The organism is Hymenobacter sp. BT18 (assembly GCF_012273015.1).
Lineage (GTDB): Bacteria > Bacteroidota > Bacteroidia > Cytophagales > Hymenobacteraceae > Hymenobacter > Hymenobacter lutimineralis.
Genome location: NZ_CP050954.1, coordinates 3,487,239 through 3,511,262, shown reverse-complemented (window position 1 = coordinate 3,511,262; position 24,024 = coordinate 3,487,239). Strand labels below are relative to the sequence as shown.

General features: G+C 58.5%; 24 protein-coding genes and 1 tRNA gene. 12 read left to right on the top strand and 13 right to left on the bottom strand.

Going from position 1 to position 24,024, the window contains the following annotated elements; translation table 11 throughout:
* Nucleotides 1–76 precede the first annotated feature (76 nt).
* The 3 genes from rnc to HER32_RS15105 all read right to left on the bottom strand — a co-directional run bounded on the left by rnc (nucleotide 77) and on the right by HER32_RS15105 (nucleotide 2,413).
* On the bottom strand, nucleotides 77–826 hold the full coding sequence (gene rnc, locus HER32_RS15115; protein WP_149072818.1) for a ribonuclease III: 750 nt from the start codon (nucleotides 824–826) through the stop codon (nucleotides 77–79).
* Nucleotides 826–2,076, bottom strand: coding sequence for a beta-ketoacyl-ACP synthase II (gene fabF, locus HER32_RS15110; protein WP_149072819.1), 1,251 nt, complete (start codon nucleotides 2,074–2,076; stop codon nucleotides 826–828). The genes rnc and fabF overlap by 1 nt, the downstream gene beginning before the upstream one ends.
* Before the next feature lie 100 nt (nucleotides 2,077–2,176).
* Nucleotides 2,177–2,413, bottom strand: coding sequence for an acyl carrier protein (locus HER32_RS15105; RefSeq protein ID WP_019948606.1), 237 nt, complete (start codon nucleotides 2,411–2,413; stop codon nucleotides 2,177–2,179).
* Between the two features lie 155 nt (nucleotides 2,414–2,568).
* Here HER32_RS15105 and HER32_RS15100 point away from each other — a divergent pair, with 155 nt between their 5' ends.
* Entirely contained in the window at nucleotides 2,569–2,991 is a 423-nt protein-coding gene (locus tag HER32_RS15100; RefSeq protein WP_149072820.1) for an IPExxxVDY family protein, read from the top strand.
* Nucleotides 2,992–3,143: 152 nt separating this feature from the next.
* Nucleotides 3,144–4,580 carry a pyruvate kinase gene (pyk, locus tag HER32_RS15095; protein WP_149072821.1) on the top strand — a complete coding sequence of 479 codons (1,437 nt, stop codon included), beginning with the start codon at nucleotides 3,144–3,146 and terminating at the stop codon, nucleotides 4,578–4,580.
* 162 nt (nucleotides 4,581–4,742) lie between these two features.
* Here pyk and rpsT read toward each other — a convergent pair whose 3' ends face one another.
* Nucleotides 4,743–5,000: a 30S ribosomal protein S20 gene (gene rpsT / locus HER32_RS15090; protein ID WP_149072822.1), complete on the bottom strand. Its 258-nt coding sequence runs from the start codon at nucleotides 4,998–5,000 to the stop codon at nucleotides 4,743–4,745.
* Nucleotides 5,001–5,200: 200 nt separating this feature from the next.
* Between rpsT and HER32_RS15085 the strand changes: the two genes are divergently transcribed.
* Nucleotides 5,201–6,190 carry a YheT family hydrolase gene (locus tag HER32_RS15085; protein WP_168682458.1) on the top strand — a complete coding sequence of 330 codons (990 nt, stop codon included), beginning with the start codon at nucleotides 5,201–5,203 and terminating at the stop codon, nucleotides 6,188–6,190.
* A gap of 11 nt (nucleotides 6,191–6,201) precedes the next feature.
* Here HER32_RS15085 and rsmG read toward each other — a convergent pair whose 3' ends face one another.
* The 3 genes from rsmG to HER32_RS15070 all read right to left on the bottom strand — a co-directional run bounded on the left by rsmG (nucleotide 6,202) and on the right by HER32_RS15070 (nucleotide 9,120).
* Nucleotides 6,202–6,828 (bottom strand): 16S rRNA (guanine(527)-N(7))-methyltransferase RsmG, encoded by a 627-nt coding sequence (gene rsmG / locus HER32_RS15080; RefSeq protein WP_168682457.1) that lies wholly within the window; start codon nucleotides 6,826–6,828, stop codon nucleotides 6,202–6,204.
* A gap of 508 nt (nucleotides 6,829–7,336) precedes the next feature.
* Nucleotides 7,337–7,960 carry an RNA polymerase sigma factor gene (locus tag HER32_RS15075; protein ID WP_149072825.1) on the bottom strand — a complete coding sequence of 208 codons (624 nt, stop codon included), beginning with the start codon at nucleotides 7,958–7,960 and terminating at the stop codon, nucleotides 7,337–7,339.
* Nucleotides 7,951–9,120 carry a glycosyltransferase gene (locus HER32_RS15070; protein WP_168682456.1) on the bottom strand — a complete coding sequence of 390 codons (1,170 nt, stop codon included), beginning with the start codon at nucleotides 9,118–9,120 and terminating at the stop codon, nucleotides 7,951–7,953. The genes HER32_RS15075 and HER32_RS15070 overlap by 10 nt, the downstream gene beginning before the upstream one ends.
* Nucleotides 9,121–9,339: 219 nt before the next feature.
* On the opposite strand from HER32_RS15070, the gene tgt reads away from it, so the two are divergent.
* The 3 genes from tgt to HER32_RS15055 all read left to right on the top strand — a co-directional run bounded on the left by tgt (nucleotide 9,340) and on the right by HER32_RS15055 (nucleotide 12,710).
* A complete protein-coding gene (gene tgt, locus HER32_RS15065; RefSeq protein WP_168682455.1) occupies nucleotides 9,340–10,470 on the top strand; it encodes a tRNA guanosine(34) transglycosylase Tgt in 1,131 nt (376 codons plus the stop codon).
* A gap of 113 nt (nucleotides 10,471–10,583) precedes the next feature.
* Nucleotides 10,584–11,660 (top strand): LptF/LptG family permease, encoded by a 1,077-nt coding sequence (locus tag HER32_RS15060; RefSeq protein ID WP_168682454.1) that lies wholly within the window; start codon nucleotides 10,584–10,586, stop codon nucleotides 11,658–11,660.
* Between the two features lie 117 nt (nucleotides 11,661–11,777).
* On the top strand, nucleotides 11,778–12,710 hold the full coding sequence (locus HER32_RS15055; protein WP_149072829.1) for a DMT family transporter: 933 nt from the start codon (nucleotides 11,778–11,780) through the stop codon (nucleotides 12,708–12,710).
* 18 nt (nucleotides 12,711–12,728) lie between these two features.
* On the opposite strand, the gene ispE is transcribed toward HER32_RS15055, so the two are convergent.
* Nucleotides 12,729–13,541, bottom strand: a complete 813-nt coding sequence (gene ispE, locus HER32_RS15050) for a 4-(cytidine 5'-diphospho)-2-C-methyl-D-erythritol kinase (RefSeq protein WP_168682453.1) — start codon at nucleotides 13,539–13,541, stop codon at nucleotides 12,729–12,731.
* A gap of 82 nt (nucleotides 13,542–13,623) precedes the next feature.
* On the opposite strand from ispE, the gene HER32_RS15045 reads away from it, so the two are divergent.
* The 3 genes from HER32_RS15045 (at nucleotide 13,624) to HER32_RS15035 (ending at nucleotide 16,266) form a co-directional block, all read left to right on the top strand.
* Nucleotides 13,624–14,274, top strand: a complete 651-nt coding sequence (locus HER32_RS15045; RefSeq protein WP_168682452.1) for a sugar transferase — start codon at nucleotides 13,624–13,626, stop codon at nucleotides 14,272–14,274.
* The gene (locus HER32_RS15040) at nucleotides 14,271–14,975 is read left to right on the top strand and encodes a NeuD/PglB/VioB family sugar acetyltransferase (protein ID WP_168682451.1); all 705 of its coding nucleotides are present in this window, start codon (nucleotides 14,271–14,273) and stop codon (nucleotides 14,973–14,975) included. Before HER32_RS15045 ends, HER32_RS15040 begins: the two co-directional genes overlap by 4 nt.
* A 148-nt stretch (nucleotides 14,976–15,123) precedes the next feature.
* On the top strand, nucleotides 15,124–16,266 hold the full coding sequence (locus HER32_RS15035; protein ID WP_168682450.1) for a DegT/DnrJ/EryC1/StrS family aminotransferase: 1,143 nt from the start codon (nucleotides 15,124–15,126) through the stop codon (nucleotides 16,264–16,266).
* 310 nt (nucleotides 16,267–16,576) lie between these two features.
* Here the strand turns inward: HER32_RS15035 and HER32_RS15030 are convergent, their stop codons facing one another.
* From HER32_RS15030 to atpD, 5 genes are all read right to left on the bottom strand, one after another.
* Nucleotides 16,577–17,608, bottom strand: a complete 1,032-nt coding sequence (locus HER32_RS15030) for a DUF6268 family outer membrane beta-barrel protein (RefSeq protein ID WP_232066270.1) — start codon at nucleotides 17,606–17,608, stop codon at nucleotides 16,577–16,579.
* A 5-nt stretch (nucleotides 17,609–17,613) separates the two neighbouring features.
* Entirely contained in the window at nucleotides 17,614–18,081 is a 468-nt protein-coding gene (locus tag HER32_RS15025; protein ID WP_168682449.1) for a DUF2147 domain-containing protein, read from the bottom strand.
* A gap of 290 nt (nucleotides 18,082–18,371) precedes the next feature.
* Entirely contained in the window at nucleotides 18,372–19,499 is a 1,128-nt protein-coding gene (locus HER32_RS15020; protein WP_168682448.1) for a trans-sulfuration enzyme family protein, read from the bottom strand.
* A gap of 97 nt (nucleotides 19,500–19,596) precedes the next feature.
* Nucleotides 19,597–19,836 (bottom strand): ATP synthase F1 subunit epsilon, encoded by a 240-nt coding sequence (atpC, locus tag HER32_RS15015; RefSeq protein ID WP_149072889.1) that lies wholly within the window; start codon nucleotides 19,834–19,836, stop codon nucleotides 19,597–19,599.
* A gap of 102 nt (nucleotides 19,837–19,938) precedes the next feature.
* A complete protein-coding gene (atpD, locus tag HER32_RS15010; RefSeq protein ID WP_149072888.1) occupies nucleotides 19,939–21,444 on the bottom strand; it encodes a F0F1 ATP synthase subunit beta in 1,506 nt (501 codons plus the stop codon).
* 277 nt (nucleotides 21,445–21,721) lie between these two features.
* Here atpD and HER32_RS15005 point away from each other — a divergent pair.
* The 3 genes from HER32_RS15005 (at nucleotide 21,722) to HER32_RS14995 (ending at nucleotide 23,999) form a co-directional block, all read left to right on the top strand.
* Nucleotides 21,722–21,794: transfer RNA gene (locus HER32_RS15005), tRNA-Gln, on the top strand.
* A 93-nt stretch (nucleotides 21,795–21,887) separates the two neighbouring features.
* Nucleotides 21,888–22,817 carry a ribose-phosphate pyrophosphokinase gene (locus HER32_RS15000; protein ID WP_149072887.1) on the top strand — a complete coding sequence of 310 codons (930 nt, stop codon included), beginning with the start codon at nucleotides 21,888–21,890 and terminating at the stop codon, nucleotides 22,815–22,817.
* 120 nt (nucleotides 22,818–22,937) lie between these two features.
* Nucleotides 22,938–23,999 carry an acyltransferase domain-containing protein gene (locus HER32_RS14995; RefSeq protein ID WP_168682447.1) on the top strand — a complete coding sequence of 354 codons (1,062 nt, stop codon included), beginning with the start codon at nucleotides 22,938–22,940 and terminating at the stop codon, nucleotides 23,997–23,999.
* Nucleotides 24,000–24,024: the final 25 nt, after the last annotated feature.

Sequence of the window (24,024 nt, the reverse complement as noted above, 5' to 3'; positions counted from 1 at the left end):
CGCAGAGGACGCAAGTCGTTGTACCGATTTTAGCCCGCAGAGGACGCAGAAGATTTACGCGGAAGGCGCTGAGGTTTTATACCCCCAGCGCCGTCAGGGCCCGCTCGGCGGCCAGCTGCTCGGCCTGCTTTTTACTTAGGCCCATGCCTGTAGCTACTACTTCATCCTCCAACACCACAGAAGCGGTAAACTCCATCACGCCGCCGGGGCGCGCTTCCCCCTGCAGGTCGTAGCGGATGGCTTTGCCGTGGCGCTGGGCCCACTCAATCAACTTGCTCTTGAAGTTCGTGGTTGTCTGCGTCATGGCCTTCACATCCACGAAGGGCTTGATCAGGCGGCTGAGCACAAACTTGCGGGCGGCTTTGTAGCCCTGGTCGAGGTACACGGCGCCTACCAGCGCCTCCAGGGCATTGCCGTTCACGGAGCGCGACCGAGTAGAGCGGCCCTGGGTGGCGTCCAGCTGAATCAGCTTGTCTAGCCCGATTTTCAGGGCCAGTCCGTTCAGGCTTTCCCGGTTCACGATGCGGCTGCGCATCTCCGTCAGGAAGCCTTCCTGCTCGTACGGGTATTTCTGAAATAGATATTCAGCCACCACCGTGCCCAGCACGGCGTCGCCGAGGAACTCCAGCCGCTCGTTGCTTTGGTGGCGGGCCTGTTCCCCCTGCTGGCGTACCAGCGAGGAGTGCGTGAAAGCCAGCTGGTACAGGCGAATGTTGTCGGGTGTGCGCCCGATGAGTGTGGCAATGGCCTGCCGAAAAGCCCGGTCCTGCCCCAGCAACCGGCGAAAAAAGCCGAAAAGCGGCAAGGGCTGACCGGGCCTCGGCATTAGTCGCGGAGTTTACTGAACACCACCGACGTATTGTGCCCCCCAAACCCGAAGGTGTTGCTGACCGCAATGTTGATTTCCCGTTCCTGGGCCTTGTTGAACGTGAAGTTCAGGCGGGCATCCAATTCAGGGTCGTCGGTGAAGTGGTTGATGGTGGGCGGCACGATGCCGTGCTGCATAGCCATGATGCTGGCTACCGCCTCAATACCGCCGGCACCGCCCAGCAGGTGGCCCGTCATGCTCTTGGTGGAGCTGATGTTGAGGTTGTAAGCAGCCTCGCCGAACACCTTCTGGATAGCGGTAATTTCGGCACCATCGCCCAGCGGCGTGCTGGTACCATGGGTGTTGATGTAGTCCACCTCGTCGGGCCGGATGCCGGCGTCGCGCAGGGCGTTCTGCATCACCAGCACTACGCCTTCACCCGTGGGGTCGGGTGCTGTGATGTGGTAAGCATCCGACGACAGGCCGCCGCCGATGATTTCGGCGTAGATCTTGGCACCGCGGGCTTTGGCGTGCTCGTACTCTTCCAGTACTAGCGCACCAGCGCCTTCACCCAGCACAAACCCGTCCCGGTCCTTGTCGTAGGGGCGGGAGCCGGTTTCGGGGGCGTCGTTCCGCTCGCTCATAGCTTTCAGGGCGTTGAACCCGCCCACACCGGCTTCGGTAATGGCCGCCTCCGAGCCGCCCGTCACAATCACGTCGGCCATGCCGAGGCGCAGAAAGTTATAGGCAGCCACAATGGAATCGGACGACGAAGCGCAGGCTGAGGTAGTCACGAAGTTGGGGCCCCGGAATCCGTTCTTGATGGAGATATTGCCCGATGAGGAGTCGGCAATCATCTTCGGAATGAAGAACGGGTTGTAGCGCGGGGTGCCGTCGCCCTTGGCAAAGGTGAAGCACTCGTCCTGGAAGGTTTTCAGCCCCCCAATGCCCGAGCCCCAGATAACGCCCACGCGGTCCTTGTTTACACCTTCGTGCAGGCCAGCATCCTTGATGGCTTCATCGGAGGCAATGACGGCAAACTGCGTGAACAGGTCCATCTTCCGGCCTTCTTTCCGATCAAAATAATCGTCGGGGGAATAGCCTTTTACTTCACAGGCAAAGCGAGTTTTAAACTTGCTGGCGTCGAAACGGGTGATGGGGGCGGCCCCGCTTACACCCGCCCGAAGGCCTTCCCAGTAGGTGGGCACGGTTTTACCGAGCGGGGTAATGGCACCCAGGCCGGTCACAACAACTCTCCGGAGAGACATAGGCTGGCGCAGAGAAGCGAAACTAAAAAGGTAAAAAAGCAAAACGGCCGGCGGCGAGCCGGCCGGTAAGCGCTAAAGGGAGGAGAGCGTAGCTCGCCGATTACTTGGCGTGCTCTTCGAGGTAGCTGATAGCCTGGCCCACGGTACCGATGTTCTCAGCCTGATCGTCTGGGATAGACACGTTGAATTCTTTTTCGAACTCCATGATCAGCTCGACGGTGTCCAGCGAGTCGGCACCCAGGTCGTTGGTGAAGGAGGCCTCCGGAGTTACTTCCGAAGCTTCTACGCCGAGTTTGTCGATGATGATGGCCTTTACTTTTTCTGCGATTTCAGACATTTCCGTGGGGGTTTAAAGAAAACTCGCCACAAATAACACTATCTTCCCTAACATTGTCAAACAAAGACGCAATCTTGTCTGGGCATCGGACGTTGCGCGGAACCGCCCCGGCTGGCTTGTATCTTTGGCCCTGGTAGCTATATTTCCTTCTTGCCATGCTCACTCTCGACGTTGAGTACGACTGTGACTTCGACCTCTTCGGCATCGTTTCTTCCAGCCGGGAACACACCCTGGCTTGGACGCTGAACACCGCCCTGCGCCTGCGCCTGGTAAAGCAGCAGGACCTGATCTACGACCTGCTGAATCGGGGTCGACTGGTGATTAGCAACTACTTGCACGCCACCGAGACGCTCAGCCTCCGCCTGCTGCGCAACCGTAGCGTGGACCCCTCGGTCCTGAAAAAGCCTTACCTGGCTCCCGATATTAAGGAGTATGATTACCTGCTCCAAGTCAGCAACGGCACGGGCAGCCTGGCGGGAGAAGAACTGCTGGCGCGGCTTACCGATCTGCCTACCGTGCAGTATGCCTGCCAGTTCGACCCGAATTCTTTAAAATTCAAAGAAAATCTACTCTTTTGAGATTGTAGCGCGAAGCTCCCGCCGTGCGCATCGTCGTGTGAGGTTGCTTACCTTAACGCGCCCGATGTCTGCACCGGGAGCTTCGCGTGCCGGCCTACCACTTGGTGCCGCCTTCTTCATCACCTGTTACTAGTCACCTGTTACCTTCCTGCATGGAATCATTTCCCAAGTACAACAAGACCAAAATTGTGGCCACCGTGGGGCCCGCCTCCAACACCTATGAGAAGCTCGGCACCCTCATCCGCGAAGGCGTGGACGTGTTCCGGCTGAACTTCTCGCACGGGGCCCACGAAGAGCATTTAGCCGTCATCAACACCGTGCGTCGTCTCAACAAGGACATGCGCACCAACGTGGGCTTGTTGCAGGATTTGCAGGGCCCCAAGATTCGCCTGGGTGATGTAGAAGGTGGAGGCGTGGAAATCAAGCCTGGCGACAAGATCAAGCTGGTGTGCGGCGAAAAGGAAATCAGCACGGCCACGCGCCTGAGCACGATTTACCTGGGTCTGGCCCGCGACGTGAAGCCCGGCGACATGATCCTCATTGACGACGGCAAAATTGAGCTGCGCGTATTGGCTACCGACCGCGACAAGGAAGTAGATGTGGAAGTAATCTACGGCGGTTTGGTGAAGCCCCGCAAAGGCATCAACCTGCCCGATTCCGACGTGTCGGCCCCGTCGATGACGGAGAAGGACATCGAAGACCTGAAGTTTGGCCTCGAAAACGGCGTTGACTGGATTGCCCTCTCGTTTGCCCGCCGTGCCGAGGACATCCGCTTTATCAAGAGCCTGATTGCCGAAAGCGGCAAGGAAGCCCGCGTAGTAGCTAAGATTGAAACGCCCGAAGGCCTGCGCAACCTCGACGAAATCATTGCCATTACGGATGCCGTGATGGTAGCCCGGGGCGACCTTGGTGTGGAAGTGAAGATGGAAGAGGTGCCGATGTCGCAGAAGATGATTGTGCAGAAGTGCAACAAGCTCGGCAAGCCGGTAATTGTAGCTACCCAGATGATGGAAAGCATGATTACGGCCCCCCGCCCCACCCGCGCCGAAACCAGCGACGTAGCCAACGCCGTGATGGACGGAGCCGATGCTCTGATGCTTTCTGCCGAAACGGCCGTAGGCCAGTACCCGGTAGAAGTTATCCGCTCCATGGTAGCCACCATTCGCAGCGTGGAAAGCCAGGCCGAAGTGTTTCACCGCTTCTACCCCATCGACCCCAACTCACCCTCGTTTATGGTGGACAGCGTGCTCTCGGCGTCGGTGCACTTGTCGCGCAATACCAAGGCCAAGGCACTGACCGGCGTAACGCACAAAGGCTACACGGCCTTCCAGATTTCGAAGTACCGTCCCAAGGCCGATATCTTCATCTTCACCGATAACCGCCCCCTGCTCACGGCCCTGAGCCTGGTGTGGGGTGTGCGTGGTTTCTACTACGACCGGTTCAACAGCACCGACAGTACTATTGCCGATATCAAGTACATCCTGACGACCACCGGCCACCTGCAGGCCGGAGACGCCTTCATTACCACTGGTTCGATGCCCATCACGGAGCACGGCCAGGCCAATATGATGAAGGTGACGATTGTTTAGCCTAGTTAGGTGATTACTAAAAAGCTGGCCCATGCAGTTGGGCCGGCTTTTTTTGTGCCGTTTGCCAGCACGTACTGGCTAACACTAGTCACGCGAAAAGGCCCGCTGCTTGCGCAACGGGCCTTTTCTATATCGGAGCAGAAACGCTGACTTTGTTGCCGCTTAGGCAGCCAGCGACTTCACGAACTTAGCCAGCTTCGACTTGTTGTTGGCGGCTTTGTTCTTGTGAATGATGTTCTTCTTGGCCAAGCGGTCCAGCATCGACGATACGCGCTTCAGCAGCTCCTGAGCAGCCGAGGCATCGGTGGTGGCGCGCAGCTTCTTGATAGCCGTACGGGTAGATTTTGCTTGGTAACGGTTCAGTACGCGCTTAGCTTCGTTGGAGCGGATGCGCTTGAGGGCCGATTTATGGTTTGCCATGGGTATGGTAAAGTGACGTTCTGCTCGAAATCAGTTCAATTGGGTGGGCAAAGGTAGGGCTTTGGTTTGAATCTGCAAATACCAGCGGTGAAATAGTGCGTCAGCAATTCCTACTTTGCTACCCATAATAGTATGCATGCCGCCTTTTTCGTACCTTGTTCTACGGCTGTAGTCCGTTGCCGTAATTTCAGGTCTTCCCAATGCCGCTTATTTCCTCTTCCTCCTACCAGCCGCCACGCTACCTGTTCAACGGCCACCTGCAGACCATTGTGCCCAGCCTGCTGCGCACGGGCCCCGACGTGCGCTACCAGCGGGAACGAGTAGAAACAGAGGATGGCGACTTTCTGGACCTCGACTGGTCGCGGCTGCCGGCGGCCCAGCCTGCTTCCGACACACTGGGTATCGTCTCGCACGGGCTGGAAGGCAGCGCCGGCCGGCCTTACATGCGCGGCATGGTGCAGGCTTTCAACCGGGCGGGGTTCGATGCCCTGGCCTGGAACTACCGCAGTTGCAGCGGCGAAATGAACCGCCTGCTCCGCTCCTACCACTTAGGCGACACCGACGACCTGGACTTTGTCGTGCGCCACGCCCTGAGCAAGCTGCGCTACCGCCGCATTTTTCTGACGGGCTTCTCCGCCGGCGGCAACGTCACGCTGAAGTACCTGGGCGAAAACCCCGACCGGGTGCCGCGGGAAGTGCAGCGGGCGGCCGTGTTCTCCGTGCCTACGGACCTGAAGTCCAGCTCCAACCATATTTCCCGCTTCGAAAACCGCCTGTACCTCAACAACTTCATGCGCACCCTGCGGGAGAAAATTCGGCAAAAAGCCGAAATTCTCCCCGGCCAGGTAGACGTTTCGAACCTAGATGAGCTGCGCTTTTTCCCGGAGTTCGACGACAAGTACACAGCCCCGATGCACGGATTCAAATCGGCGGAGGAGTACTATGAGCATGCCAGCTCCGGGCGCTACCTGGGCAACATCCGGATTCCGACCCTGCTGGTGAATGCCGAAAACGACCCATTCCTGCCCCCGGCCTGCTTTCCGCGGGAGGTGGCTGCCCAGAGCCAGTTCGTGTACCTGGAGACGCCGCACGAAGGTGGGCACGTGGGCTTTGCCGAAGGCTCCCCCGATGGCAGCTACTACTCGGAGCGCCGCGCGCTGGACTTTCTCACGGCCGAAACGCCCAGGTAAGCCTTATTCAGTTACCCCTGCCGGTTAGTCGGCACGAACACTACTTTTTTGGTTTCGAAGAAGTCTTCCTTGAAGTAATCAGACAGGTCGAAAACCTGGGCCGCCAGGCCCGATTCTTCGATTTCCTCCTGCAGGTCGCCGCCCTTCAGGTAGTACAGGCCGCTGTTGGGCAGTCCGTGAGGCTTGTAGCGGTGTTCAATCCACGGGTGAAAGGCTGCCAGCCGTGCTACGGCCCGGCTCACCACAAAATCAAATTTGGGGCGCACCTGCTCGGCCCGGATTTGCTCGGCCGTTACGTTCGAGAGCTTAAGGGTGTGGGCCATTTCCTGGACCGCCCGAATCTTCTTGCCAATGCTGTCGATGAGGTGAAACTTCACCTCAGGGAACAGAATGGCCAGCGGCAGGCCGGGCAAGCCCCCGCCCGTTCCCACGTCGAGTACAGCGCTGCCCGCCGGAAACTCCACTACTTTGGCAATACCCAGGGAATGCAGCACGTGCCGCTCGGCCAGGTTGTCGACGTCGGTGCGGGCTACCAGGTTCAGCCGCTCGTTCCAGCCGCGAAACTCCGTGATAAGTTGCCCGAACTGGGCGCGCTGGTGGTCGGTGAGGTGCGGGAAGTAGCGGGTGATGATATCCATCGGGCAAAGATAGCAGCTCCAGTTAGCGGCTTGCTACTAAATGCCGCTGAATCGGGCACAAAGTAGGCTACTTGCTCAACGCAGTAAAGCAAGCAGTAGCCCCCCACCAACAATAGGTAGATATAGTGCACTGGCCCTAAAAATCCAGCGGTGATAAACTGAAAGCTGCGGCTGGCGGGCAGTTTTAAGTGCGATGAACAGCATCAGAAAGGGAGCTATACCTAGAAGGTACAGCATACCCAGAGACGCCATACCCGACCATTGCCAAAACATGGTCGTCAACAAAACTAGCAACCACCCCCCGTACGTGGCCATTACTACGAACAAATGCCACTCAGGTAACTCCACCATGTCCTTGGCCATGCGCCGGCATAGATACCAATAGGCCGCAACGCCAACCAAGGGCAGCAGGCAATAAATTACTAGCGGGACTAACACCCTATGATCTACCTAATTCTTGTTACAAATACCAACAAAAAAGCCCCGACTTGCGCCGGGGCTTTTCCGCTTAGATGATATGCTTTTTGTTTTTCACCATGTCATAGAGCAACTCGCGGGCGCGGTGCAGCTGGGCTTTCACCGTGCCGAGCGGGGCTTTCAGCTCCTGGGCAATTTCTTCGTAGCTCAGCTCATCGAAATAGCGCAAAGACACCAGCCGCTGGTACTTCTCGGGTAGGCGGGCTACCACGTGCTGCATAATCTCGATTTTCTGGTTTTTGATGGCGGTTTCCTGGGGGTTCAGGTTGTTGTCACGGAAATCAATGGTGATTTCGTCGCCGTTGTCAATCTTGATGGCCGAATCAATCGACATCGTCTTGATTTTATTCTTGCGAATAAAGTCGATGCAGTTGTTGGTGGCAATGCGGAACAGCCAGGTGCTGAAGGCAAATTCGGGGTTGAACTTGTGCAGGTTGCGGAAAGCCTTGGCAAAAGCCTCGATGGTAAGGTCCTCGGCGTCGTCGGGGTTGCGCACCATCTTCAGCACCACGTGGTACACGGGCTTCTTGTAGATCTGCATCAGCTCGGCGTAGGCCTTCTCGTCGCCATTTTCCACAGCAGCCCGAATCAGCTTGAAATCGTGCTTGGCTTTAGCAGAAAACTGCTTCTGTATTTCCTGATTGTTTACTTCCATCGGAGAGAGCGGTAGAGGAACAGTGAAATTCCCAGAGCTAGATAATAAAAAAAGTAGACAGCGTCCAGAATGGGTAGCATTCCTACGGGTAGCTGGTCGTCGAGCCGACGGCCGAGCTGCCCATATGTTGCACAAATAGCTGCAGTCCGGACCAGCCACACTGCCGCCAAAGGTACCCAATCGGGCCGGGAAAACAGTAGCGCCACCGATATGCCGTAGAAAAGCACATTGCTGACGATAAAGTTTCCGATGCGCACCCGGTCGGCCAAACGGTAGCGGCGACCAGCGGCCAAGTGCCGCCGCTTTTGCCGCCACCACGCCCGCCAGCTGCCCGCAGGCTCACTGAGTGTATGCGCCGCGGGCTCGGCCACCACCACTACCCGCGCCCCCTGCTGCACCGCGTCCTGCACCAGCAGGTCGTCGTCGCCGCCGAGGGAGCGGATGTGGGAAGCAAAGCCCTTGGTAGACTGAAAGACTGCCCGCGTGTAGGCGAGGTTGCGCCCCACGCCCATATAGGGGTGGCCCCGCCACGCGAAGGACAGATACTGTGCCCCGCTCAGCAGGGTTTCAAACCGGATGAGTTTATTTAAAAACCCGGTTTCGGGAGCATAGGCCGAGTACCCGACAACCAGATCGGCCGGGGTTGCAAAGCCGCGCTGCATCAGCCTGATCCACTGATTGGTAGCCGGAATACAATCGGCATCCGTAAACAGCAGCCGGGAATTTCGGGCCGATTTTATGCCGAGCGTGAGGGCATATTTTTTGGGTGAAAGTCCCTCTGGGGTACGGTTTACCGTCACCAGCCGCACGTGCGGATAGTACTGGGTAAGCTGCTGCACATACAGAAACGTGTCGTCGGCGGAGCGGTCATCCACAATAATCAGCTCGAAACCGACCGGGTAATCTTGTTGGAGCAGCAAGGGCAGCAGTCGGCGCAGGTTCTCCAACTCGTTGTGGGCACACACCAGTACGGATATAGGCTCTTCGGCGGCTGGCGCGGACTCGTCGGCTGCGAGTTCGGCGGGGCGCCGGGCAAACGCCCAAACGTAGTACCCCAGGTAGTAGAGCTGCACCAGCACGCAGGCAATCAGCAGCCAAACAAGGGGAGAAAACAGGTTGAGCACGGCACAGGACAGGGTGAAGCCCGCAAAAGTAGGCATTCGGCGGCAGCGGGCTACCTTTGTAGTCCGTTGCTAGTTGTCAGAGGTCGTCATGCAGAGCGCAGCGAAGCCTCTTGCTTGCTGACGTTGCAATGGTAATCTGATGACGACACTAGCAAGAGGCTTCGTTGCGCTCTGCATGACGGTCGTTTTTGACATGATATTCCCTGTCAACTAGCAACGGACAACTAGCAACGAATAACTGATTCCCTTCCCCGCATGACCTTTGACCTTGTAGCGCAAGATCCGCAAACCAAAGCCCGCGCCGGCGTGGTGCACACGGCCCATGGCAGCATTCAAACGCCGATTTTCATGCCCGTTGGCACGGCGGGCTCGGTGAAGGCCGTGCACCAGCGCGAATTGAAAGAGGATATCAAGGCCCAGATTATTCTCGGCAACACTTACCACCTGTACCTGCGCCCGGGCCTGGATGTGCTGCGCCAGGCCGGCGGCCTGCACAAGTTTAACGGCTGGGACCGGCCCATCCTCACCGACTCGGGCGGCTACCAGGTGTACTCGCTCAGCAAGACGCGCAAAATCAAGGAGGACGGGGTGAAGTTCCGCTCCCACATCGACGGCTCCCAGCACCTGTTTTCGCCGGAGGGCGTGATGGACATTCAGCGAGTCATCGGGGCCGATATCATCATGGCCTTTGATGAGTGTACGCCCTGGCCCTGCGAGTACAGCTACGCCAGCCGCTCCCTGGACATGACGCACCGCTGGCTGCAGCGCTGCATTGCACGCTTCGACAGCACCGAAGGCCTCTACGGCTACCAGCAGACGCTTTTTCCTATTGTGCAGGGCAGCACCTTCAAGGACCTGCGCGTGCGCTCGGCAGAGTTTATAGCGGCTCAGGGCCGGGAAGGCAACGCCATTGGGGGCCTGAGCGTGGGCGAGCCGGCCGAGCTGATGTATGAGATGACGGAAATCGTGTGCGACATCCTGCCCCAGGACAAGCCGCGCTACTTGATGGGCGTGGGCACGCCGGCCAACATCCTCGAAAACATTGCCCTGGGCGTGGATATGTTCGACTGCGTACTGCCCACCCGCAATGCCCGCAACGGCATGCTCTTCACCACCCAGGGCATTATCAACATCAAAAACAAGAAGTGGGCCGACGACTTCTCGCCGGTTGATGCGCAACTAGGCGGCTACGCCAGCACCTTCTACTCCAAGGCCTACCTGCGCCACCTGTTCCAGGCCAGCGAGTACCTGGCCGGCATGATTGCCTCGGTGCACAACCTCACGTTCTACCTTTGGCTGGTAGGCGAGGCGCGCCAACAAATTATGGCCGGTACCTTCCGTGAGTGGAAGGAGCGCATGGTAAAGCAGGTGATGGTACGATTGTAGTGCATTGGTGCGGCGGCTTCGTGCTAAGGAACATCATCCGGCTCGTTTCTTTCAAGCGCAAGCACTCAAGCCTGTACACCTAAGCAGGAGGCTCCGATAACTTAAGTACTAACGTGAAGCTGCTCGATAAATACATCCTCCAGAAATTTCTGACTTCCTACATCTTCACGGTGGTGATGCTGGTGTCGGTAATCTGCGTGATTGACTTCACGGAGAAAAACGACGACTTCATCAAGCACGACCTGGGCGCGTGGCAGATTATTTCGGAGTACTACGTGAACCTGTTTCCGTACTTCGCCAACCTGCTCTCACCCATCACGGTATTTATTGCCACGGTGTTTGTAACGGCGCGGCTGGCAGCCCGCACCGAAATTGTGGCTATTCTGAGCAGCGGCATCAGTTTTCAGCGGCTGCTGGTTCCTTACCTGATGGGGGCTACCATTATCGGCATCTCCATATTTGGGCTGATTGGCTGGGTGATTCCCAACGCCAACAAGACGCGCGTAGCCTTCGAAAAGGCCTACATCAAGAACCCCTACAGCTTTAAGGGGCGCAACGTGCACATCAAAATAGGCCCGAACAGCTACGCCTACATGGAGAGCTACGACAATGTGAGCAACATTGGCTACCGCTTCGCGCTTGAGACCATTGAAGGCACCCTGCTCAAGCGTCGCCTCACGGCCAATACCATTCAGTGGGACTCTACCCGCAAGGCCTGGCAGCTCTCGGCCCAGTTGGTGCACACCTTCAACGGCGACAAGGAAACGCTGCGGAGCCTGCCCGCCCGCGACACCACACTCAACCTCTACCCCAAGGACTTTGCTAGCACCTACCGCCTGGCCGAAACCCTCACGCTGCCCGAGCTGAACCGCTACATCCAGCAAAAAATTGACCGCGGCGCCGACGACACCGAAACCTACCTCATTGAGAAGTACGAGCGATATTCTTATCCTTTCGCCATTCTTATTCTCACGACTATCGGCGTGATTTTGTCGTCGCGCAAATCCCGGGGCGGCGTGGGCGGGCAGATTGCGCTGGGCTTTTCCCTGGCTTTCGTGTTCATCATTTTCGTGATTCTGAGTCGCAACCTGGCCCTGGTCGGCGACCTGTCCCCGCTGGTGGCGGCCTGGGTACCCAGCACCGTCTTCACCCTGATTGGAGCCGCGCTGTACCGCCTGGTACCAAAGTAAAAGTCGCCTAGCTATCAGCTGTCAGCGAATGGCTAATTGCTTTTTCAATTCATAAGCTTGGCTTGCGAACCTATCAGGAGGCTAACCGCTAACGGCCAATAGTGAACGGCTAAAAACATGCTTAAAGACTACTTGCGTCTGCATTTCATCGTGTTGCTCTGGGGCTTCACGGCCATTCTGGGCAAGCTGATTTCCGTGCCGCCGGTAGAGCTGGTGTTTTGGCGCACGCTGCTGGCCGCTACTGGCCTGGCGGGTCTGCTGCTGGTGCGGGGCCAGCCCTGGCGTGTTCCGGCCAGGGAGGTGCTGAAGATGCTCGGTATTGGGGTGCTCGTGGCAGCGCACTGGATAACCTTTTTTCTGGCGGCGCGCCTTTCTTCGGTGAGTGTGTGCCTGGCGGGCTTGGCTACGCTGGCTTTGTGGACCTCTTTGCTGGAGCCCCTGGTGCTGTGGCGCCGGGTGCGGTTCTACGAGGTTGGCCTGGGGCTGCTCACGATGGTAGGCCTGTACCTGGTTTCGCAAGCGGAGCTTGACCAGCTGGCGGGCCTGCTCGTCGCTATTCTCTCGGCGGGCCTCTCCGCCCTGTTCAGCGTGCTGAACTCCAAACTGGTAAAGCAGCATACGCCGCTGCAGCTCACGCTCTACGAAATGGCTGGCGCTTGCCTGAGCATCGTACTGTTTATGCCTTTCTACAGCCACTACTACACCGATGGCGCGGGGTTGCAGCTCCGGCTGGCGGGCCTCGACTGGCTGTGGCTTTTGCTGCTGGCGGGCGTTTGCACGGTGTACGCCTTCTCCACCTCCGTGGAGCTGATGAAGCGCATTTCCGCCTTCGTCGTCAACCTCACCATCAACCTGGAGCCCGTGTACGGCATTGTGCTGGCCGTGCTGATGTACACGCTCCGGGTGCCGGGCTTTGGCCAGGAAAAGCTTTCTACCGGGTTCTACCTGGGCACCGTGGTTATTCTGCTGAGCGTGCTCATTCACCCCGTGCTCGACCAGTGGAACCAGCGCCGCGCCCGGCGCCGGGAAGCCGCCGAGGTGCTGGTATAGCCGCTACCCGTTGCCCTGCTACAGCCGCCCGTCCCACACGGTATAAGGCGCCGGAAAGGAAATTTGCGGGGCAACCGCCGCGCCGGGAAACAGCCCGTACACAGCCGAGCCCGACCCGGAAAGGCTGGCGTACGCGGCCCCGGCGGCGTAAAGGGCCTGCTTGATGTCCCCCAGCACCGGATAATGCGGGGTAAGGGCCTCCTCAAAGTCGTTACCGACGGTATGCCGCCACGTTTCCAAGGGTTGCTGCAGGGCCGTACGCAGGTCGTGGCGGGGGGGGCGCGGCGTCACCCGGGCGTAGGCCTCGGCCGTGCTGATGTGGAGGCCCGGGTAAACCACCTTGCAGGCTATTCCCCCCAAGTTCAAGCTAATGGCCTCGAACACGTCCCCTTTCTCGAAGGCGAAAACGGGCTTGTTCTGAATGAAAAAGGCACAGTCGGCCCCCAGGCGGCAGGCGTAGCTTTCCAGGGTTTCGGCGGGCAGGCCCAGCCCGAACAGGTCGTTGAGGACACGTAGGGCAAAGGCCGCATCGCCGGAGCCGCCGCCCAGCCCGGCCCCGATAGGAACTACCTTATGCAGGTGCAGCTGCACGGGCGGCAAGTCAAAGTCAGCTTTTAGCAACTCGTAAGCGCGCAGGCAAAGGTTGGTGGCCGGCTCGCCGGGAATAGGAATGCCGGTGAGGGTGAGCGTGGTAGCCGAGGCGGGCAGGGCCTCCAGGGCGTCGCTCCAGGGCAGGGGTACAAACACCGATTCCAGGTTGCGGAAGCCGTCGGGGCGCAGACCGGTCACGTACAGGCCTAGATTGAGTTTGGCGTTGGGAAAAACGAGCATGAACGGCAGGCGTTAAAGTCCCGAAAACTACGGCTTCCAACACAAACTCTATTTTTGACCTTTCAGCCCCGCTCCTTCCTTCATGCCCACTGCTGCTCCTTCTTCCTGGTACTTGCGCTGGGGAAAGCGTCTCGTTGACGTGCTGGTAGCCACGCCCCTGCTGGTGCTGGTGCTGCCCTTGCTGCTGCCCGTGGCGGTGGCCCTGGCCGCGCAAAACGGCGGCGCGTGGCTTTTCCGGCAGCGCCGTCCGGGCTGGCTGGGCCACTCCTTCACGCTCTACAAGCTGCAGACCATGACTTCCCGCCGTGATGCCGCGGGGCAGTTGCTACCCGATGCCGAGCGGCTTACGCCCCTGGGCCGGTGGGTGCGGTCTGCTTCCGTGGATGAATTGCCCCAACTCTGGAACGTGCTGCGCGGCGACCTGAGCCTGGTGGGGCCGCGCCCGTTGCTGGAGCAGTACCTGCCGCTTTACTCCCCGGAGCAGGCCCGGCGCCACGCCGTGCGGCCAGGCATCACGGGCTGGGCGCAGGTAAACGGGCGCAATGCCATCAGCTGGGAGCAGAAGTTTGCGTATGATGTCTGGTACGTCGACCATGTGTCGTTTGCGCTGGATTTGCGTATTCTCTGGCGTACCCTGGGCCGGGTGGTGGCGGCCCAGGACATTTCGGCCCACGGCCAGGCTACCATGGAAGCTTTCCGCGGCACGCCCCCATCTGATACCCCTACCCTATGACCCAGCTTTTCTTTTCTGACTTGTACAACGCGGAAGGTGGCCCCACGCAGCCCATTGCCATTGTGGGGGCTGGCGGCCTGGGCCGGGAGGTGCTGCTGCTCATCCGCCAGCTCAACGAAGTGCAGCCCACCTGGGACGTCATTGGCTTTTTCGACGACCAGACCCCGGCAGCTTCCGCTATTCACGGAGTGCCGTACCGGGGCACCATTCACGACCTGAACGAGTGGCCGGAGCCCCTGCACGTAACCGTGGCCGTAGGCAGCAGCCGCAGCCGCGCAGCCGTAGTGCAGCGGCTGAGCAACCCCCAACTTTCTTTCGCCACGCTGGTTCACCCGGGCGTAATGCTGCGGCCTTACCAGCACGTTAGTCTGGGCGAGGGGTGCATTATCAGCCAGCAGTGCGTGCTTACGACCGACATTACCCTGGGCCGGCACGTTTTGCTGAACCTGGGCTGCACCATTGGGCACGATGCCGTGCTGGAGGATTTCTGCTCCCTGATGCCCCACGCCAACGTGGGCGGTGGAGCGCACCTGGCCCCGGAGGTTTACCTAGGTACCAACGCCACCGTGATTCAGCAGGTACAGGTGGGGCCACGCACAGTGGTTGGGGCCGGAGCCGTAGTAGTGCGCCAGTTACCCGCTGATTGCACGGCCGTAGGCGTACCGGCCACCGTGGTAAAACAGCACACTGCTGTCTCCTGACTATCAGACGACTACCTCAGACATATCGATCAATTTAAAAGAAACTGCCTTATTCTACTGATTTCGCCTGTTTTGTGGCGTATCTTATTCAAGTGCTGGCACCAAAATCAGCGGCTCCATTGCTCTGCTTTCTTTCCTTATATCACCTATGCGCAGCCAGGATTACGACCGACTATACCTCTCCCCGCCTCACCTCGGCCGCCACGAAATCAACTACCTGCACAAGGCCCTGGAAGACAACTGGGTGGCACCCGTAGGCCCCAACCTCGACGGCTTCGAGCGGGACATCTGCGAGTTTACCGGGACCCAGGCCTGCGTGGCCCTTTCCTCCGGCACGGCCGCCATTCACCTGGGCCTGAAGCTACTGGAAGTTGAAGCCGGCGACGAAGTGCTATGCTCCTCTTTCACGTTTGTGGCCACAGCCAACCCCATCGTGTATTGTGGCGGCACCCCAGTGTTTATCGACAGTGAGCCGGATACCTGGAACATGTGCCCACAGCGGCTGCGCGAAGCTTTGCAGGCACGCGTGGCAGGCGGTCAGCGCCTGCCAAAGGCGCTTATTATCGTGCACCTGTATGGCATGCCCGCCCGCTTGGATGAGCTACTGGCGGTGGCCCGCGAGTACGGCATTCCAGTGCTGGAAGACGCAGCCGAGGCCTTGGGGGCACGTTACAAGGGCCAACCTCTGGGTACGTTTGGAGATGTTGGAGTTTTCTCCTTCAATGGCAATAAAATTCTCACTACCAGCGGCGGGGGCGCCCTCGTAACCAACCGCCCCGAGTGGGCGGCCAAAGTACGATTTTGGGCTACCCAGGCCCGGGACCAGGCAGCCCATTATCAGCACTCGGAGCTGGGGTATAATTACCGGCTCAGCAACTTGCTAGCCGGTATAGGCCGGGGCCAGATGGAGTTGCTGGAAGACCGGGTAAAAAAGCGCCGCGAAATCTACCTCTGGTATTGCGACAAGTTGCGCCACCTACCCGGCCTGGCATTTGGCCCCGCGGAACCGGCCGGCAGCCGCTCCAACCGCTGGCTGACTACTATCCTGCTCGAGGCGGAACAAACCGCCGTCACGCCCGAGCACCTCCGGCTGCACCTGGAAACGCGTAACATCGAAAGCCGCCCCCTCTGGAAACCCCTGCATCTACAGCCCCTCTTTGCCGATGCGCCCATGTATGGTGGCGCCGTATGTGGAAACTTATTTACCCGCGGTTTGTGCCTGCCCAGCGGCTCAGCCATGACGGAAGGTGATTTGCGGCGAGTAGCCGATGCCATTGAGGAGGCATTTTAGCCCATTAGCAGGTATACCTTGCTTGTTTGCCGCACATAAAGTTCATTATCCGGCACAAAACGCACAAAAGGTTTCTCACTAGTATTCCTGCATCCGCTGTGGTATAAAACCGAGCAGCATCAGTGGCTCTCTATCATAGCTTGGAAATAAGCTTCCGCACAAAGCCCGCACCCTAGCTTGAACCGCATTATTCGGGCGTACCGATTGATGGATTCAAGTAAGGAGCGGGCTTTCTAAGTACCAGCAAAATTAGAGGCCTTTTCCATGTGCCTTAGCCTCAGCGCGGGGGAAACGGCTCCTGGTTTTCAGGTTAGGGACTTACCAGATTAACGCTCACGTTGAAGTAAAGTGGGTTGCCCAGCGTGTTCTCAAATAGCGGCTTATCGTCGCCGGTGGGGTTTTGGGTGGTAAAGCCATCAAAGCGCCAGTTGTAGCGGTAGCCTACCTGCGCCGATAACCACACAAAGCCCGCCAACTGCCGCTCGTAGGTAATGCGCGGCTTCAGCTCCCCGCGGCGCAGAAAGATATCCTGCCCATCTACTGGCCCCAGATAGTAGGCGTTGCCTTCTATTTCGTAGCCCAGCATCAGCAAAGAGCTGGTGCCAAAGCTGCGCCGCAGGTTAGCCCGGGCCGGAAACACCGCTTCTACCCCCCAGCGCGGGCTAAAGGTGCGGTTGTAGAATGCCACGGGTATGTGCAGCAGCTGGCCGGCCCGGTAGGTGCGTGTCACTCCCAAGCCCCACATAAAGTTGTCGTTGGGCTTCCAGCCGTAGATGGCTGTGCCACTGTACGTGAGGGCCTGGCTGCTCACATCGCCGAAGCTACGGTAATTGCCATTCAAATCGGCACTGGCCTGCAGTAGCAAAAAGCGCTTGATATCGAAGGGCTTAAATACGGTGGCATTCACGCCCGTGGAGCGCAGGCCCTTGTTCAGGGCCTGCCACAAACCTGGGGAGCCGGGCACTTGCACGCTCGTGTTCCAGTATGTGAGGCCGAGGTTAAGAATAAAATTGGAGCGCGAAATTACCGGGGCATTCACGCCCAGACGCAGCCCCCGGAAACGCTCTACCTCCTGGGTAAGTGGAGGGTCGAAGGTTTGCCCGCTGGTGGTGAGGTCGAAGCCAGGTTGCCCCTCGTAGCCCAGAGAAATCAGCTTGGTGGGGCTTAGGTAAAGCACCTTCTGGGTAGCAAACGTGCGGGCTGCCTGCCCATCGGCATCCCCAAACTCACCGAAGTCCAGTGAATCGGCGGGCGCGGGCGCAGCAGGTGGGGCGGGCGTGTCCTGCGCCTGCGCGCCGGTAGCCAGCACCAGCGCGGCTACCACGGAGTAGAAAGTTCGCATAGCGGCTACTTCTTCTTGCTGATCTGCCGCTTCCACACGTCGGTACGCCCGAACAGGGACACACCGATAAAGCCGCGCACTTCCAGCGTGTTTTCGTCCACGAGCGTCATCTCACAGGAGTAGTCACTCCCGTTTTTAGGATCGTAGATGCTGCCCGATTCCCATTTATTGTCCCCCGAATAGCTGAAGCCGCGCATGTTCTCCAGCCCTTTCAGCGGAACCTTCCGCTTGCTTTCGTCGGGATTATTTACATCCGTACGGGGCGTGCCATCGGGGTTGTTGGGCACTTTGAGCCACACAATGCGCCCGAAATACTTGTCTCCCTTTTTGTAAATCTGCACCATACCTGTACCCTCCCCATTTTTCCAAACTCCCAGTACGGCATCGGGGTTGGCCGCCCGGCCAGCCAGGGCCAGGGACAGAGTGACAAGTAGCAGGAAGGCAGTGAGTTGAGTTTTTCGTAACCAGTTCATGAGTGGGTGTATAGTGGGTTCACAATAAAAGTAATACTATTATATATAATGATATTACTTTAATCCAATTTTAATCTCGTTCATCTCGCATTGCAGGGATGCTACCCCAGGTGCGGCCTGCCCACACAAATGAACGCCTATTACCTGATCGAAGCCTGCTGCCCGGCATGGCGGCATTTATGTAGGAACTGAGCTACCCGCACCTATTATCAGCCAAAAAGCCTTACCCGGCTACTTCCGCAGAAGTCACCCGGGCAAGGCTTAATATTCCGCTATCAACTAGTAAGCGGCTACAGGCTTTGCAAAGCCGCCTGCAGATCGGCCAGCAGTTCCTCAACGGGCTCAATTCCTACCGACAGGCGCACAAGGCCCACGGTGATGCCCAGCTCGGCTTGTTGCTCACTGGTCAGGTAGCGGTGTGAAGTGCCCAAGGGATACGATAAGGATGAATCGACGCCGGCCAGGGAAGGCGCAAAGGGGAAGCGCTGGCAGGCTCTAATAAATCGATTGACAACTTCGGTATCATCGGCCAGCAGAATAGAGAGCATCCCGCCGTACTGGCCTGCACCCTGTGCCCGGGCCAGTTCGTGCTGAGGGTGGGCCGCTAGCCCTGGATAATATACGGCGCGCACCGCCGGCTGCTGCTGCAGAAATTCAGCAATAGTCAAGGCATTGGCGCTATGCTCACGCATCCGAAGCCGAAGCGTTTTGAGCCCCCGCACCGCCAGCCAGCTTTCCATGGGGCTAAGAGTAAGTCCATAGAGCACGCCAATCTGCCTGAGGCGCGCCGCCAGCGCCGGGTCGGCGGCTACCACCACGCCGGCTGTTACATCGGAATGCCCAGCCAGGTACTTCGTCACGCTGTGCAGCACCAGGTCGGCACCCAGCGCGAGTGGCCGCGTGATGACGGGTGAGGCAAAGGTGTTGTCCACTACCAGCTTCAGGCTGTGTTGGTGGCACTCCTGCGTCAGGCGCTGCAGGTCGGCCACGCGCAGCAGCGGGTTGCTGATGGTTTCACACAGCAGCAGGCGCGTAGTGGGCTGTACAAATGGGCTCAATTCGTACAAATGCTCAAACGGCACGTACGTCACGGTTATTCCCAGCCGACTGAGCTCTTGGTTGAGCAAGGACGAAGAGCCTCCGTAGATATCGGCCGCACACAGCACATGGTCGCCGGCCTGGCAGCACGCCATCAGGGCGGCGAGGATGGCGGCCATGCCCGAACCGGTAGCCACGGCCCCGGCGCCTTGCTCCCACTCGTTTACCTTATCGGCCAGTTCGTCGGAGTTGGGATTCCCGTTACGTGAATACAGGTAGCGGCTGCCCGGCTCCCCGAAATAGAGTTCCAGCTCTGTCAGGTCCTCGAACTTGAAAACCGAAGTCTGGTAGATCGGGGTGATTTTGGGCTTTATTTTCATACGAGACGAACCAGCTGAAGGCATGAGGCTTGGGAAAGGCAATAAAAAAGCCTTTCCCGCAAAGGAAAGGCTTTTTATAGCAAGCTAAAACCAGGAATTACGCCGAAGCGCCCTCCGCGAGTACAATAACGTTGTTGCGGAGTACTTCAACTACTCCTCCATCGATGCGGAAGGTAGTTGAGCCGCCGTTCAGCACCACGTTACCCGATTGCAGCGCCGAAATCAGCGGAGCATGGTCATTCAGTACCTCGAACAGGCCGTCGGTGCCCGGAAACTGAACCGACGAAACCTCGCCTTCAAATACCTTGCGGTCGGGGGTAATGATTTCCAGATGCATGGTTTCTAATGTGAGAAATGTGGAAATGTGATGAATGTGCTGGGGGTTGTGTGAAAGTAGTTTTCACATTTCCCACATCAGCACATTCCCCACATTAGAAAATTACTTGGCCTCAGCAATCAGCTTCTCGCCTTTGGCAACGGCATCCTCGATGGTGCCTACCAGGTTGAAAGCTGCCTCGGGCAGGTGGTCATAGGTACCGTCGATGATGGCGTTGAAGCCTTTGATAGTATCCTTGATGTCAACCAGTACGCCGGCCAGACCGGTGAACTGCTCGGCCACGAAGAACGGCTGCGACAAGAAGCGCTGCACGCGGCGGGCGCGGTTTACAACCTGCTTGTCTTCTTCGCTCAGCTCGTCCATGCCCAGGATGGCGATGATGTCCTGCAGTTCCTTGTAGCGCTGCAGAATCTCCTTCACGCGCTGGGCCGTGTTGTAGTGCTCGTCGCCGAGAACTTCAGTGGACAGGATACGCGAGGTGGAGTCCAGCGGGTCTACGGCCGGGTAGATGCCCAGCTCGGCAATCTTCCGCGACAGTACCGTGGTAGCGTCCAAGTGAGCAAAGGTGTTGGCCGGAGCCGGGTCCGTCAAGTCATCGGCCGGCACGTATACAGCCTGTACCGATGTGATGGAACCGCGCTTGGTGGAGGTAATCCGCTCCTGCATGGCACCCATTTCGGTGGCCAGCGTGGGCTGGTAGCCTACGGCCGACGGCATGCGGCCCAGCAGAGCCGATACTTCGGAACCTGCCTGGGTGAAGCGGAAGATGTTGTCGATGAAGAACAGGATGTCGCGGCCGGCACCGGAACCGTCGCCGTCGCGGAAGTTTTCCGCAATGGTGAGGCCCGACAGGGCTACGCGGGCCCGGGCTCCGGGGGGCTCGTTCATCTGGCCGAACACCAGGGTAGCCTGCGACTTAAGCAGCTCGTTCTGGTCAACCTTGGTCAGGTCCCAGCCGCCGGCTTCCATCGAGTGCTTGAACTCCTCACCGTACTTGATGATGTCCGACTCGATGAATTCGCGCAGCAGGTCATTGCCTTCGCGGGTACGCTCACCCACACCGGCAAACACCGACAGACCAGCGTAGGCCTTGGCAATGTTGTTTACCAGCTCCATGATGAGTACGGTTTTGCCTACGCCGGCGCCACCGAACAAACCAATTTTGCCACCCTTCACATAGGGAGCCAGCAGGTCAATTACTTTGATACCGGTGAAGAGAACTTCCGAGGAAGTAGCCAGGTCCTCGAAGGGCGGAGGCTGGCGGTGAATCGGCAGCGGACCGTCGCTCTTGGGCTGGGGAATGCCGTCGATGGCATAGCCTACCACGTTGAACAGGCGGCCTTTTACGCCTTCGCCCGTAGGCATCGACATGGGCGCACCCAGGTCGCGTACTTCGGCGCCGCGGGTCATGCCCTCGGTCGAGTCCATGGCGATGGTGCGCACCCGGTCTTCGCCCAGGTGTTGCTGGACCTCCAGGATAACCACCTGGCCGTTGTCTTTCGTGACTTCGAGTGCGTCGAGGATGTTAGGAAGCTTGGAGCTTTCACCCGCGAAGCTCACGTCTACGACGGGCCCGATAACCTGGGTGATTTTGCCGGTATTCGCCATTGCGTTTCTTTATAGTGAGTGGGCAACGTTTTCAGGCCGCAAAACTACGGCTTAATTGCCGCTTTGCCAAAGTCCGCCCGCCGAGAAAATTTACCAACTGCTGCCCGGCGCGTGCGTCCTTGAAAATCAGGCACTCAAGCCGTGGAAAAGGCCTTTTAGATACCGTGAAGGCCGAACTACCCGAAAAAAATTTTGCCGGAAAGTTTGGCTGCCAAAAAACCCGTAGTACATTTGCACACCCAAACGGAACACCACACCGGTTTTACGAATGGGAAATTGTCCGATGGTGTAACTGGCAACACGCTTGATTTTGATTCAAGAAAGTCCAGGTTCGAGCCCTGGTCGGACAACCGACTAAAGTAAAGCGAAAGGCGCTGAGTCTTCCTCTCCGGAAGAGTCAGCGCCTTTCGCTTTTTTGCCTTCTCCCTTTCCCCTCCTTCATTATGCCACAGCAGGTTAAAATTTTTGCAGGTAATGCTTCCCGCGAGCTAGGACAGCAGATTGCCGCCGCCTTCGGCCAGCCCCTCGGCGACCTGAGCATTCAGCGCTTTGCCGATACGGAACTTGGCCCCAGCTTCAACGAGAGCGTGCGGGGCTGCGCCGTGTTCCTGATTCAGAGCACCAACCCGCCGGCCGAAAACCTGATGGAGCTGATGCTGATGGTGGACGCGGCCAAGCGCGCCTCGGCCGCCTCGGTAACCGTGGTCATGCCCTACTACGGCTATGCCCGGCAAGACCGCAAAGACAAGCCCCGGGTGAGCATCGGCGCCAAAGTGGTGGCCGACTTCGTGCAGAGCGTGGGCACCGACCGCCTGATGACCTGCGACCTGCACGCGGGCCAGATCCAGGGGTTCTTCGATATTCCGGTAGACCACCTCGACGGGGCTACCGTTTCGGCGCCCTACATCAAGTCGCTGAACCTGGAAAATCTCATTTTCGCCTCCCCCGACGTGGGCGGCGTGGTGCGCACGCGCAGCTTCGCCAAGAAGTTCGGGGCCGAAATTGTGGTGTGCGACAAGATGCGCCTGCGGGCCAACGAAATTGCCTCTATGCAGGTGATTGGCGACGTAACGGACATGAACGTGGTGCTCATCGACGACATCGTGGATACGGCTGGTACCATCTGCAAAGCCGCTGAGCTGTTGATGGAGCGCGGCGCCAAGTCGGTGCGAGCGGTGATTACGCACGGGGTACTTTCTGGCCCAGCCCACGACCGGATTCGCAACTCGGTGCTGGAAGAGCTGGTCATCACCGACACGATTCCGTTGAAAGAGGAAAATCCCAAAATCAAGGTAATTTCGGTGTCGAACCTGTTCGCCCAGGCTATCCGCAACGTGGTGACGCACGAGAGCATCAGCTCCCTGTTTATTTAAGCAGCGTCCTCCTTCTACAGAACCACCCGGCAGTTGCTGCCGGGTGGTTTTTTGCTTTAAGCGGCTATTACCTTTGCGGGAAGTCGGTTTGGTCCCCCGGTAGTTACTGCTGTTTGTTTTATGGCTCTTCCTCTATTGTCCTGGCTGCAAAGCATTTCAGGCGGCCTGCTTAACCGCGGAAGCCGAGCGGGTGGCGCTTACCAGCCCAAGCACCACGTATTCGCTTTTAACGGCCGCAGCCTGTACTGGCTGGGCATGGGGCAGGAGTTGTACCGGACCGAGCCCGCCTTTCGGGCCATGGTTCATGAGTTCAACGACTTACTAATCGAAATAGCGGATTGCGACCTTGTGCCCTTATTTGCCGGGCAGGCCGATGAACAATTCATGCAGGGTAAGGTCACCTATTATATTATGGCTGTGCAAGTGGCCCAGGTGGCATTATGGAAAGCCTATCAGGTGGAGCCCGATGCCATTGCGGGCCTTAGCCTGGGAGAAATAGCGGGTGTATACGCAGCCGGGGGTTTGAGCCTACCGGACGCCATCCGGGTGTGCACGGCCGTAGTCCGGATGTTTTTTCCCTTGGCTAAGGATTTCCTGTATTTCTACGTGCATACCGCGTTGGCTTCGGCCCAAACGGCCTGCCTGACTTCCCCAGTGCCGATTTACCCTGTAGTGGAGCTGAATGCGCAGACCTGTCTGGTTTTTTTTCACAGCGACGACGAGGCAGCTGCCACCGCTTTTCTGCACCAGCAAGGCTACCACTGGGAGCCCCTCACGCGGGTAGGCTCCTGGCCCACGCATACCCCACTCCTGGCCCACCACCAGCCCTCGTTTAGCGCGTTGCTGACCGAGATAGAGCCTTTGCCCCTGCGATGCGCATTCTATTCCAGCCGGCTCGGAGCAGTGATTCCGGCCAGTACCATTATCGGGCGGGAATACTGGTTTGAGATGGTTACCAATCCTACCCTGCTGCACAGCCTGGTGCAGGCCCTGGGGGCCGATGGCATAGACGTTGTTACCCACATTGGTCCTCACCCTTTTCTGAGCGGCACCCAGCAGAAAAGTGCGCTGTCCCTACCGCCGGGGCTGCTGGTGCTGGACTCCATGCGCCGCGGCACCCCCGAGGCCGCTCTCTTCTCCGACACCCGCCGCCGCCTCCGGCAACTGGGGTTAGCCCGCTAGGGCATCGGCCCCGCCCATGCCCCCG